At 58.2% G+C, this 16946-nt stretch carries 17 protein-coding genes; 15 read left to right on the forward strand and 2 right to left on the reverse strand.

The genetic code is table 11. The features are described 5' to 3' along the window. Window positions 1–65: 65 nt before the first annotated feature. Window positions 66–1225, forward strand: a protein-coding gene (locus ASE04_RS04055; RefSeq protein ID WP_156408704.1) for an IS3 family transposase whose coding sequence is annotated in 2 segments (ribosomal slippage) — window positions 66–330 and window positions 330–1225 — 1161 coding nt in all. Because the reading frame shifts where the segments join, the coding sequence is not laid out codon by codon here. Between the two features lie 207 nt (window positions 1226–1432). Here ASE04_RS04055 and ASE04_RS04060 read toward each other — a convergent pair. Continuing rightward, entirely contained in the window at window positions 1433–2614 is a 1182-nt protein-coding gene (locus ASE04_RS04060; RefSeq protein WP_056812416.1) for a hypothetical protein, read from the reverse strand. Between the two features lie 642 nt (window positions 2615–3256). Here ASE04_RS04060 and ASE04_RS04065 point away from each other — a divergent pair. From ASE04_RS04065 to ASE04_RS04080, 4 genes are read left to right on the forward strand one after another with little or no spacing between them, the layout of a single operon-like run. Then, on the forward strand, window positions 3257–4516 hold the full coding sequence (locus ASE04_RS04065) for a DNA cytosine methyltransferase (protein ID WP_244490329.1): 1260 nt from the start codon (window positions 3257–3259) through the stop codon (window positions 4514–4516). Next, entirely contained in the window at window positions 4479–5567 is a 1089-nt protein-coding gene (locus ASE04_RS04070; protein WP_056812419.1) for a DUF262 domain-containing protein, read from the forward strand. The genes ASE04_RS04065 and ASE04_RS04070 overlap by 38 nt, the downstream gene beginning before the upstream one ends. Beyond that, complete coding sequence (locus ASE04_RS04075; RefSeq protein WP_056812422.1) at window positions 5551–6291, forward strand: MAE_28990/MAE_18760 family HEPN-like nuclease; 741 nt, start codon at window positions 5551–5553, stop codon at window positions 6289–6291. The genes ASE04_RS04070 and ASE04_RS04075 overlap by 17 nt, the downstream gene beginning before the upstream one ends. Then, on the forward strand, window positions 6288–6701 hold the full coding sequence (locus tag ASE04_RS04080) for a very short patch repair endonuclease (protein ID WP_056812425.1): 414 nt from the start codon (window positions 6288–6290) through the stop codon (window positions 6699–6701). The genes ASE04_RS04075 and ASE04_RS04080 overlap by 4 nt, the downstream gene beginning before the upstream one ends. Window positions 6702–6730: 29 nt before the next feature. On the opposite strand, the gene ASE04_RS04085 is transcribed toward ASE04_RS04080, so the two are convergent. Beyond that, complete coding sequence (locus tag ASE04_RS04085; protein ID WP_056812428.1) at window positions 6731–8284, reverse strand: hypothetical protein; 1554 nt, start codon at window positions 8282–8284, stop codon at window positions 6731–6733. 436 nt (window positions 8285–8720) lie between these two features. Between ASE04_RS04085 and ASE04_RS04090 the strand changes: the two genes are divergently transcribed. The 10 genes from ASE04_RS04090 (at window position 8721) to ASE04_RS04135 (ending at window position 16878) form a co-directional block, all read left to right on the forward strand. Beyond that, window positions 8721–10148 (forward strand): site-specific integrase, encoded by a 1428-nt coding sequence (locus ASE04_RS04090; RefSeq protein ID WP_244490330.1) that lies wholly within the window; start codon window positions 8721–8723, stop codon window positions 10146–10148. A 237-nt stretch (window positions 10149–10385) separates the two neighbouring features. Further along, window positions 10386–10580: a helix-turn-helix transcriptional regulator gene (locus tag ASE04_RS04095; protein ID WP_056812434.1), complete on the forward strand. Its 195-nt coding sequence runs from the start codon at window positions 10386–10388 to the stop codon at window positions 10578–10580. Continuing rightward, the gene (locus tag ASE04_RS04100; protein ID WP_056812437.1) at window positions 10577–10765 is read left to right on the forward strand and encodes a hypothetical protein; all 189 of its coding nucleotides are present in this window, start codon (window positions 10577–10579) and stop codon (window positions 10763–10765) included. Before ASE04_RS04095 ends, ASE04_RS04100 begins: the two co-directional genes overlap by 4 nt. A 163-nt stretch (window positions 10766–10928) precedes the next feature. After that, entirely contained in the window at window positions 10929–11957 is a 1029-nt protein-coding gene (locus ASE04_RS04105) for a hypothetical protein (protein ID WP_056812440.1), read from the forward strand. 141 nt (window positions 11958–12098) lie between these two features. Further along, window positions 12099–12278 carry a hypothetical protein gene (locus tag ASE04_RS04110; protein ID WP_056812441.1) on the forward strand — a complete coding sequence of 60 codons (180 nt, stop codon included), beginning with the start codon at window positions 12099–12101 and terminating at the stop codon, window positions 12276–12278. 296 nt (window positions 12279–12574) lie between these two features. Next, window positions 12575–12838 carry a hypothetical protein gene (locus ASE04_RS04115; protein ID WP_056812446.1) on the forward strand — a complete coding sequence of 88 codons (264 nt, stop codon included), beginning with the start codon at window positions 12575–12577 and terminating at the stop codon, window positions 12836–12838. A gap of 191 nt (window positions 12839–13029) precedes the next feature. Continuing rightward, complete coding sequence (locus ASE04_RS04120) at window positions 13030–13314, forward strand: hypothetical protein (protein WP_056812449.1); 285 nt, start codon at window positions 13030–13032, stop codon at window positions 13312–13314. A 10-nt stretch (window positions 13315–13324) separates the two neighbouring features. Continuing rightward, entirely contained in the window at window positions 13325–13819 is a 495-nt protein-coding gene (locus ASE04_RS04125; protein WP_056812452.1) for a hypothetical protein, read from the forward strand. Between the two features lie 3 nt (window positions 13820–13822). Beyond that, on the forward strand, window positions 13823–14410 hold the full coding sequence (locus ASE04_RS04130) for a hypothetical protein (protein ID WP_056812455.1): 588 nt from the start codon (window positions 13823–13825) through the stop codon (window positions 14408–14410). Window positions 14411–14424: 14 nt separating this feature from the next. Beyond that, a complete protein-coding gene (locus ASE04_RS04135; RefSeq protein WP_056812458.1) occupies window positions 14425–16878 on the forward strand; it encodes a hypothetical protein in 2454 nt (817 codons plus the stop codon). Window positions 16879–16946 lie beyond the last annotated feature (68 nt).

Consider the following 16946-nt stretch of genomic DNA (forward strand, 5'->3'; position numbering starts at 1 on the left):
TGGTCTGCCCCCTGAAAAGTGATCCTTCTTGAAGTATGGCTTATGAGCCGAAGAAGGACATTGGAATGGCAGCGAAAAGACACAAGGCAGAAGAGATCGTCACGAAGCTTCGTCAGGTTGACGTGCTGAATGCGCAGGGCAAATCAATGGCGGAAGCGATCCGGTCGATAGGCGTAACGGAAGTTACATATTACCGCTGGCGGGCTGAATACGGTGGCCTGAAGGGCGATCAGGTAAAGCGCCTGAAGGAATTGGAGACCGAGAACGCTCGCCTGCGCCGGGCAGTTTCCGATCTGACATTGGACAAGATGATCCTTGCGGAGGCTGCCAGGGGAAACTTCTAAGCCCCGCCCGCCGCCGTGCCTGTGTGGACCATGTCACCACTGAATTGGGCGTGTCCGAACGACGGGCATGCCGGGTTCTCGGCCAGCATCGTTCTACGCAGCGCAAAATCGCAAAGACACCGGATGACGAGGCGGCATTGACCGCCGACATCACGGCACTCGCTCTCCAGTATGGCCGCTATGGCTACCGTCGCATCGCCGCAATGCTGCACYRGGCTGGTTGGATAGTGAACGTCAAACGGGTCGAGCGAATATGGCGTCGTGAGGGGCTGAAAGTTCCTTCCAAGCAACCCAAGCGCGGTCGGCTCTGGCTGAACGACAGCTCGTGCATTCGGCTTCAGCCGGAATACCCCAACCACGTCTGGTCCTATGACTTTGTCGAAGACCGAACCCACAACGGAAAGAAAATCCGAATGCTCAATGTGATCGACGAGTTCACACGAGAATGCATTGCCATCAGGGTCGAGAGAAAACTGAAGGCGGTGGATGTCATTGATGTGCTCTCCGACCTCTTCATCCTGCGCGGCATCCCGGCACATATTCGTTCCGACAACGGTCCTGAGTTCATCGCCAAGGCTTTGAGGGAGTGGATTGCGCTGGTCGGTGCCAAAACGGCGTACATCATGCCGGGCAGTCCGTGGGAAAACGGCTACTGCGAGAGCTTCAACTCGAAGCTCAGGGACGAACTGCTCAACGGAGAAATCTTCTACACGCTCAAGGAGGCAAAGATCATCATCGAGGGCTGGCGGCAGCACTACAACACCGTACGTCCGCACTCAGCGCTCAACTACAAGCCACCAGCACCCGAAGCCACCGTGTGGCCGCGTCAGAACGGACCGGCATCAACCCCGGCGGTAGCGGCCAGACCCAGCATGCACTAACATTAAACCCGGATCACCCGATTGGGGCAGGCCANGTGGCCGCGTCAGAACGGACCGGCATCAACCCCGGCGGTAGCGGCCAGACCCAGCATGCACTAACATTAAACCCGGATCACCCGATTGGGGCAGGCCACTTGCCGGGGGCTTTGTCGTCGTCCCTGGGCGACGAGGCAACGATGGTTGCCATGGTAACGACGAGCACCGTCGTCACGCCGCTTCGCGGCAATCAAGGACCCACGGCCGCCCGTCGCTCGGAGCCAATCGTTGGCGTCGATCGGCCTCCCGGACGGCCCGCATTTTCGCCTCCCGGGCGGCCTGCTCGGCTGTCTCGAATGGAATTCGATCGTCAGCGCGTTTGCAGTCCAGCCGGACGACCGTGGCCCCCCCGAATACCTCGTCAACGATGCTCCGCAGCGCGGCCTCATCTTCCGCTCTCCGGGCGGTCAAGATATCCGCATCGCGCTCGGTCGCATCGACGGCATCGGCAAAGCCCTCCGCTCCGCCGTACTCGATGCGGCTCAAGAACGTTGCGGCGAGGCCGAACCGCATCCAGCGTCGCCAGATGGGAGCCTCCACCCGGCCGACGATGTCGTCGCGCTCGTGGAGTTCCTGTTCGCCTTCCTCCGTCTCCGAAGCTGTGATGCCCAGCTTCTTCGCCAGAGCGGCGGACACGACGCACGTTCTCGTGCCGGGCATCACGTCCACGTATTCGCGCCACCTCTGCACCATGAAGGCATTACCATCGATGGCGGCCGCCGCGACATCCCATGGGGTCATGGACGACGCGGCCTTCGTCACGTCCTTGTGACCGCCAGACACCTCCCACGCCATGCTCCCCTTAGCCGTGTATCCGCTCGCATCTTCACAGTCGTCAGCGACACGGACCCGGCAACCATGGCGATCGGAGACCTTGCCGCCCCTCGCACGAATCTGGTCCTTGTAGGCCGCCGCGAGCCACCGAGCGGCCTTCTCTGCCCGTTCGCGAACAAGGGCTTCAAGCACGGCCTCATTCTCGCCCGCACGGGCCTTTTCTTCGTCTGTCGGGCCGTCCACCGGAATGCAGAGGTGCTGGTGATAGTGCCAGCCGTTGACGCGGCTATAGGTTACTTCCTGCCCTACGACGACACCCATGATTCCGTACTCGTCCTGCGCATCGATCCACGCCCGGCCTTTCCGGGCCTTGCTGGAGGCGTCCTGAACGAGCTTCTTCACATCGGCCAGAGACATGTCATTCGAGTGGGAGGCCGTCAGAACCAGCATGCCGACTTGTCCACCCCTCCCGAAGGTTGCCTTGGCGACATCTTCAATCTTCTCTGCCCGTTCCAGCGCCTTCCACACCGCGCAGACCGGGCACAACCACGGCGACCCGCAGCGGTATACACCGGACACCCCCGCCCTGAATTCTCCGGTCGTCTCGTCACAACGGAGGTGGACGTTGACCGAAGCAGCGTCATATCCGGGGCGACCGCAGCCGCAGACGGCAGGTCCACGCTCGGCAGGATCGGCCGGACGGCAGAGCTTCTGGATGCCTCCTAGAAGTGACCACCTTTTGACAGAAGAAGAGCCCTGCGGGCGGGGGAGAGAAGGCCCTCCGATCCCACTGCGTGGAACCGTAGCTCCTCCACTCCCAAGGACCGGAGCTCCGCCCGGTCTCTGCGCGGCCTGACGGACTCGCCCAGCGGTGTCGTCGGCAGGACGTGGGACGCTTGCATGAATGGAGTCGAGGAGACCCGCAAATGCTCCCGAGGATGCGCCGGGCAGAGAAGCGAGGGAGAAGATGCCGGGTGCGGAAGCCTTGGCATCCAGCAAAATTTGTTGACGCTGTAGGGTAGGAAGTTCTGTCGATCGGGCTGGGCTATGTCCCAGCCCCCGGCTCAATTACCCGTCAATGGGGTATTTACAATTCTATCGCCGATGTTCATCATTATTGAACAGTCTCCAAAAAAGCCGCCGAGGGTTCCCAGCCCGATGACAGCGGCTTTTTTCATGCTCAGAGCATAATGCGCGTGGGTCAAGCGCCGATGCGAGACGATGCAAATATACCTGGGCTCCGGTTGTCCAGTCCGTTATGAGGTCAGCAGCCTCAAGAGCATTGTTCGAATCACAGGGATCAGTATTTTGGCTGGTATGAATGCAGAGCCTGTATTGCCGATCGACCGTGCCCCTGTTGTGAAGGTGGTTGACCTGTTCTGCGGAGCCGGGGGGCTTGCCTATGGCCTCAAGTCTGCAGGACTCGAAATAGCTGCGGGGGTCGACCTCGATCCGGCTTGTCGCCATCCATTCGAAAAGAATTGTGGCGGTGTATTCGCCGAGAAGAGTGTTGCGGACGTCACGCTCGATGAACTTTCCCACTGGTTTGCAGGGGCTGACGTTCGATTGTTGGCAGGCTGCGCTCCCTGCCAACCGTTCTCCACCTACTCGCAAAGCCGGAAGACTCCCGATGACCGCTGGTCTTTGCTTCGTTCGTTCTTAAGACTCGCGCTCGAATCGCGCCCAGAAATCGTCACGATGGAGAACGTACGGGGTCTCGCGAGCAAGCCAATATGGCAGGAGTTTGTCACCGGACTTCAAGAGGCAGGATATCAGACCGTCTGGGATGAAGTTCTCTGCAGTGACTACGGAGTACCGCAATCGCGCCGACGTCTTGTCTTAATCGCTTCCCTCATCGGGAAGATTTCCATGCCAACGGCAAGTACTCGGGGATCGAGTCCTACAGTTGCGCATGCGATCGCGGGCTTGCCTCGTCTGGAGGCGGGGGAGGCAGATCGTAAAGACCAACTTCATTCAGCCTGCCGATTGAGTCCAAAAAACCTCCAGCGCATTCGTGCCTCCAAGCCAGGCGGGACTTGGCGAGATTGGCCGGAGGCACTTCGCGCCGACTGCCACCTCAAGGAAACTGGCGAGACGTATCCGGCAGTATACGGTCGCATGAGCTGGGATGAACCAGCACCGACGATGACGACGCAGTGCTTTGGATATGGCAATGGACGCTTCGGACACCCGGAGCAAGACAGAGCTATAACGCTAAGGGAGGCCGCCATCATCCAGTCGTTCCCTGCTTCGTATTCTTTCCTGCCGAAAGGTGAAAGAGCGAGCTTCGCCAAAGTGGGTATGCTCATAGGCAACGCCGTCCCGCCCAAGCTCGGTGAAGCCATAGGCCACAGTGTAATGGCTCACCTTGATATCCCTGCTAGAACCGGTATCAACTCCGACGAGTATAACTCGTTGAGCGGAATCAGTTTGGGGGACATGAGTGGCGAAGGCACCGGAACACAAGGACTTCTCTTCTGAGCAGCAAGAGGCTGCCGAAAAAGAAATCATCGAACGATCGAAAAGGATCGACTCTTATCTGAGCGAATTCACCATCGAATACCTCGCCGACAAAATGAAAGGCGGGGAGTTCGTTGTTCCGCCATATCAGAGAGAATTCACATGGGAACCCTATCGAAAGTCGCGGTTCATCGAATCCGTTCTTATGGGACTTCCCATTCCATTTCTGTTCTTCTGGGAAATGCCGAACGGAAAACTGGAAGTGGTCGACGGATCCCAAAGACTTCGCACCATCGAGGAATGGATTCATGGTGATCTACAGTTGGGTGACCTTGAAGAACTGTCCTCGTTGTCGAATTCGAAGTTTTCCGATCTCCTGGAATCCCGTCAGCGCAAGATAAAGAACCGCTCCATTCGGGGAATCGTTCTTAACGAAAAAGCCGACGAGCAAGCTCGCTTCGACATGTTCGAGCGCATCAATACGGGTAGCAAGGCAGCGAACAAGGCTGAGGTGCGGCGGGGTGCTCTCGGCGGACCGTTCCTCAATCTCGTCATCGAACTGGCGAAACTGCCACGCTTCGCCAAGCTTGCACCAGTTCCTCAGAAGGCACTGAACGAACGCGAAAGGGAAGAGCTGGTCACGCGCTTCTTCGCGTACGGCGATGGCCTGCAAGGGTACAAAGATCGCCCTGCAGTCTTTCTTTTCGACTACGCGCGTCGAATGAACGAGGAGTTCACCAACAATCCAGCACTCGTCGCCGAATACCGTGCCCGGTTTGCTGACATGGTCGCATTCATTGAACAGAACAGCCCCAATGGATTCCGCAAGACCAAAACCAGCACCACAACCCCTCGTGTGCGCTTCGAGGCATTGGCGATCGGAACTTACCTCGCAATTAAGGATGACCCAGCGTTGAAGGTGAACGGGCCTGTAGATCCTGTCACGTCGTGGGTGGATTCGGATGGCTTCTCGAACGTCACCACTTCAGATGGCGCGAACGTGCTTTCCAAGCTTCGTGGCCGCATCAACTTTGTTAAAGAAAGGCTGTCCGGAAATGCCGGGAATCCTTGAAACTGCCTTTGATGAGCGTCTGAGCGAAGTTAACGCGTACCTGGACTTCCTCGATGCGTTGGAGGCCGCAACTCAGCGCGGCGCCCCGAGGTTTGGTGAGACAGGCGCGACCATATCGACCGACCAGACCGACATTCTAAAAGCTGGCGTCTTCGTTCAGCTTTACAACCTGATTGAGGCAACGATGACCCGTTGCCTGGAGGCACTTGCTTCGGCATCTTCAAACGGTCGATGGCTACCAGGCGATTTGACGCCAGCCTTCCGTAAGGAATGGGTGAAGGTGGTCGTGAACACCAATCAGGATCTAAATGCGGAGAACCGACTCCGTAACGCATTGACTCTAGCTGAGCTTCTGGTGACACCGCAGCCTCTCCGAGCCTTCAAGATTGAGAAAGGTGGAGGCGGCAACTGGAATGACACAGCGATAGAGGAAATGCTCGACCGCCTTGGTCTTCGCCTCGTCCTTGCGCCTACGGTTCGAACCGCTGCGAAACGTAGGGTCCGAGATAAGGATGGCCCGCTCGCGGTGGTGGTGAAGCTGCGGAACAAACTGGCCCACGGAAGCATCTCATTCAAAGAGTGCGGAGCAAACGAAACCGTCATTATTTTGCGAGCGATTGCAAGGGATACTGCAATGTACCTTCGAAGTGTCGTGCGGGCAGTCGAGCGTTCGATAGAACGCCATGAATTTCTTGTTCCCGCTAGGCGACCTGTCCCGGCATGACACGCGTCGATCCTAAGCGATCGGCGCTGATGGCCCATGTCAAAGGTAAGAACACCAAGCCAGAGATGATCGTCAGGCGCCTGCTTTTCGGGATGGGGCTGCGATATAGGGTTCACAGCAGGGATCTGCCCGGATCACCTGACATAGTGTTTCCGGGCAGGCGGAAAGTGATTTTTGTTCACGGCTGTTTCTGGCATCGCCATGCTGGGTGTCGGCTAGCGAGCACACCCAAGACGAGGGTCGATTTCTGGCAGGCAAAATTCGACGCCAACATCGCAAGGGATTCGAGAAATATTGATGCGCTTGAGAGGCTCGGGTGGTCAGTGCTTGTTGTGTGGCAGTGCGAGATCAAGGATCGCGCCGAACTGATCGACAGACTCGTTGCCTTCCTCCAAGTTGATCCGGAATGATGGCGGCTCTACGCCGAGACAGAAGCCTCCTATCGGCTCCGAAGGTTCGTGAATGGAGAAAAATCCACGCCTTTCGGACAAGGGATCGCCATCACCATCGCGACCTCCTCTGGCTCCAAGTCTTTGTAGCCGTAACGTTTGCTGACGCTGTCCAACGCGTGACCAAGCTGGAGATCTGCGATGCGCTCACCTAGATGATGACGGAACCAGTGCTTCGCGTTGTGCCGTAAGCTGTGAAAAACTTGGCTTTGATTCTCGTGAATGCCCAGATCGTGCATCCAATTGCTCATCTGTTTCTGCGCGGCGTCGGCCGGGTCCTTGGCGTTTAGGTAGCGGCTGAAAATAAACCCATCCGGTGCGCGAATTTTCTTGGCATAGTCGATGAACCCACACTCGTGCAACAAGGGGTGGATTGCAACAATTCGCTGGCTGGTCTTGGTCTTCGTGGGACGATCGACCTGCTCGCCTTTGATCAGCAACGGGAGACGCAGGTCGAAGACCTCGTTTCCATCGATTTTTACAATGTCGGTCTTCTGAAGGTAGACCAATTCAGCCATGCGCATGCCTGTCAGTAGTCCGACCAGTGGCAACCAAGCTTTGTGCGGTTTTTTCATCTTCCCGGGAGTCACACTGTCAAGGATCCAAATGTTCAGGGAACTGACCGAGAGAGGCTGGCGCACGATGGCCTCTTTCGCATCCTTCGGCATCGAGACGTTGTAGCTACTGAAGTCCTTGAGCCCGTGGAGGCCCGCCGAAACCTGACTCCATATCGTTCGAATCTCCTGCAGATGACCCGCGATTGTGGAGACCGCTAGGCGCTCCTTCCGCTCGCCCGCAGGCAACGCGTCATTTTTCTCGCCCATTTCGCGCAACGTAAGGCCGTCAAACATCGGGAACTTCGACCGATTGGCAGGAACACGAGCCATCACCGTCGCGAAGTCTTGTAGATGAACCGGAAGGTAGAAGCTTAGTGGCTCGTCGCCGATGACATCCAGCCACGCCGCGAAGGTCGTTTCCAACCGTTCCTGATATCTGGACCCCTTCTTGTCGGTGGGTTTCAATGTGCCCTTGCGTGCGTCAAGGACAGTTCGTCCGGCCACGCTGAACAGCGTCGAGAGCGAGTGCGCACGGGGATCGACTTTGGATGCAGACCGGGCGTCAGCCATAGGGGCCTCTATAGCGATTGGCTCGGCAGCCATAGGCGGCACTACGGCAGCCTGCCGTTCGATCCCTCCAAGGATGCGGACGGTGGTTTCGAATGTGCTCCGCTCGGCCTCCCATGCAACCTTGTCCATGGCGAGCGCGGAGCCGATCCTGTTCAACTGTGATCGCAATCCTACAAGGGTCTTCTTTCGCCGGACAACCGACGCCTTTTCCGACCGAATGTGGTCCGCCAACCTGCGGTCCATATCAGACGCGCCTTCGTCCCTGTCGAGCTCCTGAATCTCGTTTTCGAAGTTTCCAGCAGCGAATCCGAGATGGCGATCCTCCTTCGCTATGCCATCTAGCTCGGCGGCAACGGCTGCCAGGCTTGCAGACAGGATTTCTCGGGTCATCGTCTCATCCTCGATTAGAATCGTCATCGATCCTGCGAGAATCCGTGCCCTGCGCCGCGCCTCTCCAGCAGAAATCGGGCCGAGTCTCACTCGAATAGGTGATTTTCCCAGCCGTTCGCGGACGTTACTGGGGATCCCTTGCTGGAAAGTGAATCCCGCAGGACGGCGCCAAAGATACATGTCGAGCCCTTTCGTTGGCTCGCGATGTGTAAAGTCGGGCGTATCGGCGTGTGTAATCCGGAAAAATCGGCTTGAAATTAATCAATAAATTCAATGACTTGCAAATTTGGTGGGCCCGGAGGGACTCGAACCCCCAACCAAGCGGTTATGAGCCGATTGGGTTATCGTTCGGTAGTGAAGTTTAGCGCTGGTTAATGTGCATTAAAGCCCTGATTCTGCGCTATTATATCCGTGATAGTGTCGTTTAGCGGATGGTAATGCGGTTTAAAAGCGGCTAGATTTGTTGTCCAAACCGTTGTCCAATGTAGGCTGGCGTATGCCCAAGAAACATCTTACTCAGAACTGGCTCAAGGACGCTCCCAAAGCCCCCAAAGGCAAGAGGGTGGTCTATTCAGACAACACCGAAAAGCTGTGCGTTCGTGTAAATGATGAAGGGGAGGCGACGTTCATATTCGTTGCCCGCTTACCGGGAAAAATCCATCCTGCACCCCAGACGCTAGGCAAGTTCAACGCTCAGTCTTCCGACGACGAACTGCGATTGCGGAGTGAGGGGAAGCCACTTCCGCGTCCGCCAGTTGCGATGTCGCTGGCGCGGGCCAGAGAGTTGGCTGAGGAATGGAGCAGCCTGCTGAAGCGAGGCATCAATCCTGTCGAATACGAGAAGCGACTGGCGAACGATCGGCAGAAAGCGGCACGGCACACCTTCGCCAGTGTGGTCGAGGACTACCTCGCCGATATTCCAACCCGCAAGCGCAACCGTCACGTCGAGCAGGACGCACGCGAGATCCGTCGTGAGTTGCTTGAGCGCAAGGACAAGGATGATAACGTCATCTGGCAAAACACCTGGGCGGCCAAGAAGATCTCGGATGTCACCGACGCCGATATCGCGCAGCTTGTCGGTGCGATCCGCGATCGTCCGGCGCCGGGAATGGCATATAATGTCTGGGGTCACATCAAGGCGATATTCTCGTGGGCCATGTGGCCGGAACGTCGACAGGGTTACGAGCTGTCTATAAATCCCACAGCGCACCTGCAGCCGAAACATTTCAAGCTTAGCAAAACGGTAAGCACGCGCGTGTTTTCCGACGACGAGATCCGGGCCTACTGGGCGGCCGCCGAGGCGACACCGTATCCGCTTGGCGATTTTTACAAGCTCCTCATGCTTACCGGTCAGCGAAAGGCCGAGGTCTCCGATATGGAGCGTTCTGAGGTATCCCACAATCGACGGCTCTGGACGGTGCCGGACGAGCGGTTCAAAAGCGGTCAGTCCCACATCGTTCCGCTCTCCGATGATGCAATAGAGCTTATCGACAGCTTGCCGCGGTTCGAGGGGAAGGATTCGGGACAGTGCTTGTTCAGCACTACACTGGGCGTGAAGCCAATAAACGGGTTCAGCAGGGCGAAAGGTGCGCTCGATAAGGCAATGCTCGCCGAACTCCGCAAAGCGGACCCAGACGCGACCCTACCTGATTGGGTATTTCACGACGTACGCCGGACTGTGCGCACGAGGCTTTCTGGCTTGAGGATAAATGCTGATGTTGCGGAGATGGTGATCGGCCACGGCAAGACAGGTTTGCGCCGTGTCTATGACCAATATGAATTCGAACCCGAGATGCGGGAAGCCCTCGATCGTTGGGCCGTTGCGCTCAAGAATATCGTCGCACCGACGGCTCCTGACAACGTCATAAATTTCGACAGAAACACGGCTTGACGGTGCTTGATTTTCAGGGTTTCTGATGGATAACGCTGTTTAAGCGTTGATATGAAGCATCAAAAGGAGACGCCTAGAGAAGCTTGCCCTGACTAACGCATCCGCCAGTATCCCGGCACATACAAGTCCGACACTCTGCGCGCTGCATGTAGAAATCTCGATCGATCTTTCGACGGTTTCTCTGCGCGTGTTTGTTTCGGGCGAGCCGGTCGAGGCGGGTAAACGAAAGGCAAAGCTATGCGTCTACTGTCCCCGCAGGATCTCGTTGCGAAGGGAATTTCCTTCGAACGGTCACAACTCTTCGCACTGATCAAGATCGGCAAATTTCCTAAGCCGGTGAAAATGGGCCTGCGGCGCAATGCCTGGCTCGAGTCTGATGTCGATGACTGGATCAAGCAGCTTGTCGCTGAGCGTGATGGAGCCGCGGCATGACCGGGGCGGATCACGAGCACACGGACGCTGCCGTCGTTGCCGCCCAGTGGCTTGCCGAGCAGAACCCAGCGCCTCAGCCGATCATTCCCATCATGAGAGAACGGTTCGGTCTCACCCCTCTTGAAGCGTCTGAGGCATGCGCGCTGGCAAACAAGTTCCGTGTTTGTCGGAAGGCGTTCGGATGACCCGGCGCGCAGGCAGTAGCCGCTCCTTTGAAGCAGACCTATTCGAGGGGCCGGTCATGATCACGCGCATCTTCAGATGCTTGTCTTGTGGGCTGCAGTTTCCTGCCAGGCAGGTGCTCGATCCGGTCGAGCCGATGCCCTGCAAACGTTGCGGGAGGCCGGTATGAAAACAGACGCGTCAGAAAAGGTACCAGTCTCGGAACGTTTCTTCGCGATCGATCGCAATGTCTGGTCGCGGATTTGCGATCTCGGGCTTAACGAAGCGGTTTGCTACGTCGTGATCGCTGCAGGAGCGGGCAGAAGTCACACCGTCTCGAACTGGTCCGCCGAGGCCATCGAGAAACGCACCGGCATGCATCACGTTCGCGCGAAGGAAGCCATCGGAAGACTTGTCGAGCACGACTTCATGACGGTAACCCCCAAGGGCAAGCTCCGCCGCTATGATCTGAATATCAGCGTAGAGCCGGCGTTCATTTGGCTTCCGCTCTCCATTGTCGAGGGCGCCGCGGGGGAGCGTTCCCCGGTCCGCATTTTGCGGCAGGCGCAAGACATCAACGCTCTCAGGCTCTTTGTCGACCTCTACTTCTTCCATGACCTCGATGGGAACGGTGGGTGCGAGTGGCGACCCGGTGTCGGGATCAGAATTCCATACCAGCGCGAAATCGTGGGGGCATATGGCCCATACACGCTTTGGCGCTTCGATCCGATACCAAGCGAGCAAGGTGGCATTGTCATCAGCGCATATCAGGATGCGAAGTTCATCGTGCCGGATTTTTGGGGCGCATGGAGAATGCTGCGGCGTGCTGGCTTTGTCGATTTTGTCGAGCACCTCGTTGATGCTGATAGCCTTTCTGGCGAGGTCTATCATCCTCTTCCAATGGGCCGCCACGGCGAACCCGGTGAGCAGGCAATCACGAATGCGGCTTTAGCGGCCGGAAGGCGAATGATGTCGTGGCACGTCAGCGAGGACGCGGTGATCATCCCCGTTGAAGACCTGAAGCCAAACATACAGCTCATCGGGGTCGCGCGCCTCCTATACAAGCCACACACTAAGCAGACGAAAGCGTGGTTCGGACGAACCGGAGAGTGGGCGAAGATCGCCTCCGCTTTCGGTGAAATGGCTTCCGGTATCAAGGGCGCGTCGGATTCCGGTATCAAGGATAACTCAAGGAAGGCTCAAGGAGAGTTCTAGGAGGGATCAAGTTCTTGCTCCCCATTACTATCATGCGCTCATTGCCGCGCAGCTAGTCCTCATTGCCGGACCGGCTAGCCCGACCTTCGTTCGGACGCCAATCCTGAAATGCCAAACCTCTCAAGCGATGGAGAAAACGAAATGACCAGATTTGAAGACTGCTTCCCACCAGACATTGTCAGAGCTGTCTACGCTCGTCTCGGAAGGGAAGACGTCGACAGCCACCTGTCACGTCATCACCAGCAACAGGAGAGCAACGTGGTCTCGCTCATGGCCTATCGGCAGAAGATGAGGATTGAAGAGCAGAAGGTGGTGTTGTGATCGAGCGCGAGACACCCGCGAGCATTTCGCGACCATCAATCAGCGCCTGAAATGATACCAAGCGGTTGATAACCGGATGGCGAGTTTTGGAGTTATCGTTGCAAAGTCATGTTAATACAGTAATATAGGTTCCAGCGGGCAGCTCCTGCTTTCACGATATCCGCGCCGGTGACAACGCTTTGGACAACATCGGCGCGGATCCAGTGACGTTATTCAGCGAATGCGATCGACGGTAAGGCGATGGACCGGCGATCGAGAGCCTCAAACAGTGCCGATAAGGCCAAACGGAGTGTGCAATGCTTCCGACTGTAACCATCCATCGCATCAACGGCGAGACCGCCAACCTCCTCGAAATTGACGCCAAAGGCGCTGTGGAGAGATTTCCCCACGAGTGGTCGTTCAAGCCCTTCACGGCTGATCAGCGGCGTCAGGCTGAGCTTGCAGTCATGCAGGCTGACACTGCGGCAGCATCTTCTGCGCCAGGTGAGCACAAGGGGCCAGTGTCGTTGAAGAACGATCACCTGCTGACCAATCACGTCGACAAGGCAAACGCGGCTTAGCACCGTCCGCTTGAGGCGGCGGACGCTGTGAAAGCGGCGGCAGTCCCCACCCCCCTGCTCATGCCATCGCAACGCCGGCAGGGGGGTGGGGGCAAAAACCGCCCGCAAATTCCCAGTTCCACCCTCACGCTGTATTCGCGCCCATTGAGACATCGGGGTTCGAAATTTTCACCCACACGAGGAACATCGTGATGACCGAGCAGCAAACCATCTATCACCCCTACATGTGGGATCGCGGTATCGATCTTTCGAAGGCTGATGCGGAAGAAGCTTGTCGGCGCTGGCCGGACTCTTTCCGAAGCGACCGCCCTTGGACGACGGAGGAGGCCGATGCTCGTTTCGAAGCGCGGCGTGCCAACAGGCCTCCGGATGATGCCGTCGCGGAAGCCTTCATAGAGTTCATAGGTGTCCGCATGAGGCACGCCTATTGGACGTCTATCCCGACGCCGGCCGAAACCTTCTTCAACCAACTCTGAGGAATTTCCAATGCCCCTGAGCAACCCTTCTCCTCTCCCGTCGTCCCTGCCGCATCGCGCGGTGCCGCTGGATATCCAGACTGCGTTCTCGACTGGCCAGACGCTTACCGCGAGCGGCTATGTCAACAACATGCAGTCGCAGGTCGATATTGGCGTCGGGCTCTGGGAAGGTCGCCTGACGCTAGAATTGACGGCACTCGATCTGTCTTCGGGCGACGAAACGTACCGGCTACTGCTGCTGGCCTCGAATGATCCGGCCTTCGGTAACGGCAACGTCGAGGTGTTGGCGACACAGGACTTTGCCGCGGCGTCTGCTGGCCGGCTGCTGCCGACCGTGGTGCCGCCGTCGGTTGCCGTTCCTGCTGCTGGTCGACAGTCGAGCCGCTTCGTGGCCCCGGTGACGAACCTGCGCGGTCAATACCTGTTTCGATACCTTCAGCTCTATGCGCTGCTCGGCGGCACGACGCCCTCGATCTCGCTGGCGGCATGGCTGGCGGCGGAGTAGCCGATGCCAACCAGGCACGATGCAGATCCAAAGGCCTTGCTGGCGGCTCGCCGGCGTGAGGTCGCGAAACCCGGCCGTCACAAGGCGACGGGGCGCGGCTCCGGCCTGACTGCGTCGGTGCGGACCGCGATTGAGTATCTCGTCTTCGGTAAAGAGGGCGAACCCGCTACAATCCTCAAGCTGGAAGATGCCGCCTCCGCCGCCGGCATAACGGGTCGCGCGCTGCGCGCTGCGATGTTGAAGCCTTCAGTCGAGCAATTCTATCAGCAGCAGGTTGTCTCGCTGAGAAACGGCGAGAGAGCGGCCAGTATCAGGACGATTGCCCAGATCCGAGACGACGAAAAGTTGAAGGCGACCGCCGCCGGGCAGAACGTTCGGCTGAAAGCCGCTGACACTCTGGCGTTCGACAAGCCTGGAACGCAGGTGGTCAATCACACTCAGATCAACAATGTGAATGTAACCCCCGGATACGTCATCGACCTGACGCCAGATACGGATGACGAGGCGCGCGCGGCCGCGCGGCAGACACGTGGAATTTCGTCGACCATCGATCTGACGCCCGAGCCTGTGGTCGTAGCCAGCTCGCGCTAACTGAGGATATCGGAATGAGCATTGAGAACTGCCTTGCGCGCCTGGTCGCGGCGAACCGGATTAGCCAGAAAGCGGCGGATGATGCCCAGGCTCTGCACGAAGGTCTGCAGGGTCGGCTTTACCCATCGATGGGACCGGCGTCCGCTGATGCTGCGGGTGCGCTCGAAGCTGCCCGCGTGATGATGCAGGCGGCTCAAGAGCGAAAGCTGATGGCGGCAAAGCAGGCGATCCGGCAGTCCGAGATCGGCAATCGCATGGAGCTTCACCCGAAAGGGAAATCGACCGGCCTGATGTCTGCGCTGGTGCGCGACAACTGGGAAGGCGGGGCCGCAACCGGCGATGCGCTGAACATCGAGAGCCACGCCGAATCCGTCACCAAGAAGCTGCTCGGCATCATGAACGGCACGATGGACAAATATCGGTCCACGATGGCAGGTCTGCGGCAGGATACCGAAAGCATCTGGAATGTCGTCGACGAGGTTTACGGCGTCGATACCGGCGATGCGGATGCCAAGGCTGCGGCCCAGGCGTTCAGCGACACAGCGAAATATGCGGTCGAGCGGGTGAAGCGCGAGGGAAAACCGCTTTCTGTGCTCGAAGACTGGCGACTGCCGCAGAGCTGGGATGCGAAGCAGGTCAAGTCCGTCGGCGAAAATACGTTCCTCAATGATCTGATGACCGAATACCAGTCCGGCAATCTGAAGGTCATGGACAAGGCCGGTCAGGGCGATGCGCCGAAAGCTGCGGTTCCCGGCATCATCGCCAACGCGTACAAGGATATCACCATCGGCAAGGGCCAAGGCTCGGGTGCTGGCGGCTTCTCCAACCAGCTCCGCGTCTTCCGTTTCGAAAATCCAGACACCTACAAGCGCCTGATGCAGAAATACGGTGTTGGCTCGGGTGGGCTCTTCAATACGATGATGGGCCATGTGCAGTCGATGGCGAAGGAGATCGCGTTCGTCGAGGTTCTGGGTCCGAATTATGAGGGCACTTTCAACAAGCTGATCCAGTCGGCCCTTGAGGACCATTCGTCGCGCAAGTTGTCTCAGAGGGCTGAGGGGCGGCTGACGCTCAATGACCCCAGAACAGTCCAGCGGACCTTCGACGCTTTGACGGGCAAGCTCGGGGTTGCCCAGAGTGAGCTGATAGCCGGCATTGCTGGTGGCATGCGGAACCTGCAAACGGCATCGCGCCTCGGCTCCGCTGCCATCGCTGCGATCCCTGGCGATTCCATGACGGCAGTGCTCGCTGCCAATTACAACGATATCCCGGCCGCGGCAGTGATCGGTCGGCTGGTGAGAGATCTGTCGACCAACCGCGAAGGCGCCGAAATTCTCGCACGCCAGCTCAACCTGACCGCCGGCGCGGTGTTGGACACAGCGATCGGAACGCGCCGGTTTGATGACGAGGTACTTGGCCGAGGCTACACCGGCAGGATTGCCGACGGTCTGATGCGCGTCACTGGCATCAACACATGGACGGAAGGGCTCAAGCGCGCGTTCTCCATGGAATTCATGGGTATGATTGCGCGGCAGACAGAGCACAAGTTCGAGGATCTGGATCCGGTGTTCCGTGGTTTCCTCGGTCGATACGGCTTCGATGCCGGAGACTGGGACAAGCTGCGCGTTGCGCCGCACCTCGAAGCAGAGGGCGCCAAGTTCTTCGATGTCAACGGCGTCGAGGATCAGCGCCTGGCTGACCGGCTGATGTCTGCCATCATTGACGAGCGGCATTTCGCCGTAGTCGAGCCGGACTCGCGGGTGCGGAGTGTGATGACGGGTGGGATGCAGCGCGGCACCGTGCTGGGTGAAGCGGTACGGTCTGCGACCCAGTTCAAAAGCTTTCCCGTCAGCTTTATGATGACCCATATGATGCGCGCACTGACGCAGGGCAGCATGGCGAACCGGGCTTACCGGACGACGCAGCTTGTGCTGATGACAACAATCGGCGGCGCCGCCCTGGTACAGGCTCAGTCGCTCATCTCCGGTCGCGATCCGAACGATATGTCATCTCCTCTGTTTTGGGGGGAGGCCTTCCTGCGAGGCGGCGGCGGCGGCATGCTGGCCGACTTCCTCTACAGCTCGACCACACGCGGCAAAGAAGGCATTGCGCAGTATATCGCTGGTCCTGGACCTGGTGCGGTCATGGGCGCCACTGCAGATGTCATTCAGGAGGGCGCTTATCGCATAGGAAGGCTCTTCGGTCAGCGTGCCCAGCGCAGCCCGCCAATTAGCGGCAAGGACCTGGCGGACCATCTCAAGGCTTGGACGCCCGGATCGTCGCTCTGGTACACGAAGGCCGCAACCGATCGACTGATCTTCGACAACATCCAGGCGATGATCGATCCGAATTATCGGCAGTCGTTCAGTCGCTATGAAAAGCGGATGAAGAAGGATTTCGGGCAAACGTTCTGGTGGGCGCCGGGTGATGGTCTGCCCACGCGCGCACCACTATTGCGAAACGACTAAGCCGCTCGTCGAACTGGTCGGTCCCCTGAAATAATTTTGGGTTGTTCGACTGGCCCACTCGCAACCGC

It is taken from the genome of Rhizobium sp. Root708 (assembly GCF_001429725.1).
GTDB lineage: Bacteria > Pseudomonadota > Alphaproteobacteria > Rhizobiales > Rhizobiaceae > Rhizobium.

Coding starts and splice junctions, on each gene's coding strand:
- ASE04_RS04110 (WP_056812441.1), top strand. CDS start 12,099: ATGACCAGATTTGAAGACTGCTTCCCACCAGACATTGTCAGAGCTGTC.
- ASE04_RS04135 (WP_056812458.1), top strand. CDS start 14,425: ATGAGCATTGAGAACTGCCTTGCGCGCCTGGTCGCGGCGAACCGGATT.
- ASE04_RS04130 (WP_056812455.1), top strand. CDS start 13,823: ATGCCAACCAGGCACGATGCAGATCCAAAGGCCTTGCTGGCGGCTCGC.
- ASE04_RS04115 (WP_056812446.1), top strand. CDS start 12,575: ATGCTTCCGACTGTAACCATCCATCGCATCAACGGCGAGACCGCCAAC.
- ASE04_RS04100 (WP_056812437.1), top strand. CDS start 10,577: ATGACCGGGGCGGATCACGAGCACACGGACGCTGCCGTCGTTGCCGCC.
- ASE04_RS04105 (WP_056812440.1), top strand. CDS start 10,929: ATGAAAACAGACGCGTCAGAAAAGGTACCAGTCTCGGAACGTTTCTTC.
- ASE04_RS04125 (WP_056812452.1), top strand. CDS start 13,325: ATGCCCCTGAGCAACCCTTCTCCTCTCCCGTCGTCCCTGCCGCATCGC.
- ASE04_RS04065 (WP_244490329.1), top strand. CDS start 3,257: ATGCAAATATACCTGGGCTCCGGTTGTCCAGTCCGTTATGAGGTCAGC.
- ASE04_RS04120 (WP_056812449.1), top strand. CDS start 13,030: ATGACCGAGCAGCAAACCATCTATCACCCCTACATGTGGGATCGCGGT.
- ASE04_RS04095 (WP_056812434.1), top strand. CDS start 10,386: ATGCGTCTACTGTCCCCGCAGGATCTCGTTGCGAAGGGAATTTCCTTC.
- ASE04_RS04075 (WP_056812422.1), top strand. CDS start 5,551: ATGCCGGGAATCCTTGAAACTGCCTTTGATGAGCGTCTGAGCGAAGTT.
- ASE04_RS04080 (WP_056812425.1), top strand. CDS start 6,288: ATGACACGCGTCGATCCTAAGCGATCGGCGCTGATGGCCCATGTCAAA.
- ASE04_RS04085 (WP_056812428.1), bottom strand. CDS start 8,284: ATGACGATTCTAATCGAGGATGAGACGATGACCCGAGAAATCCTGTCT.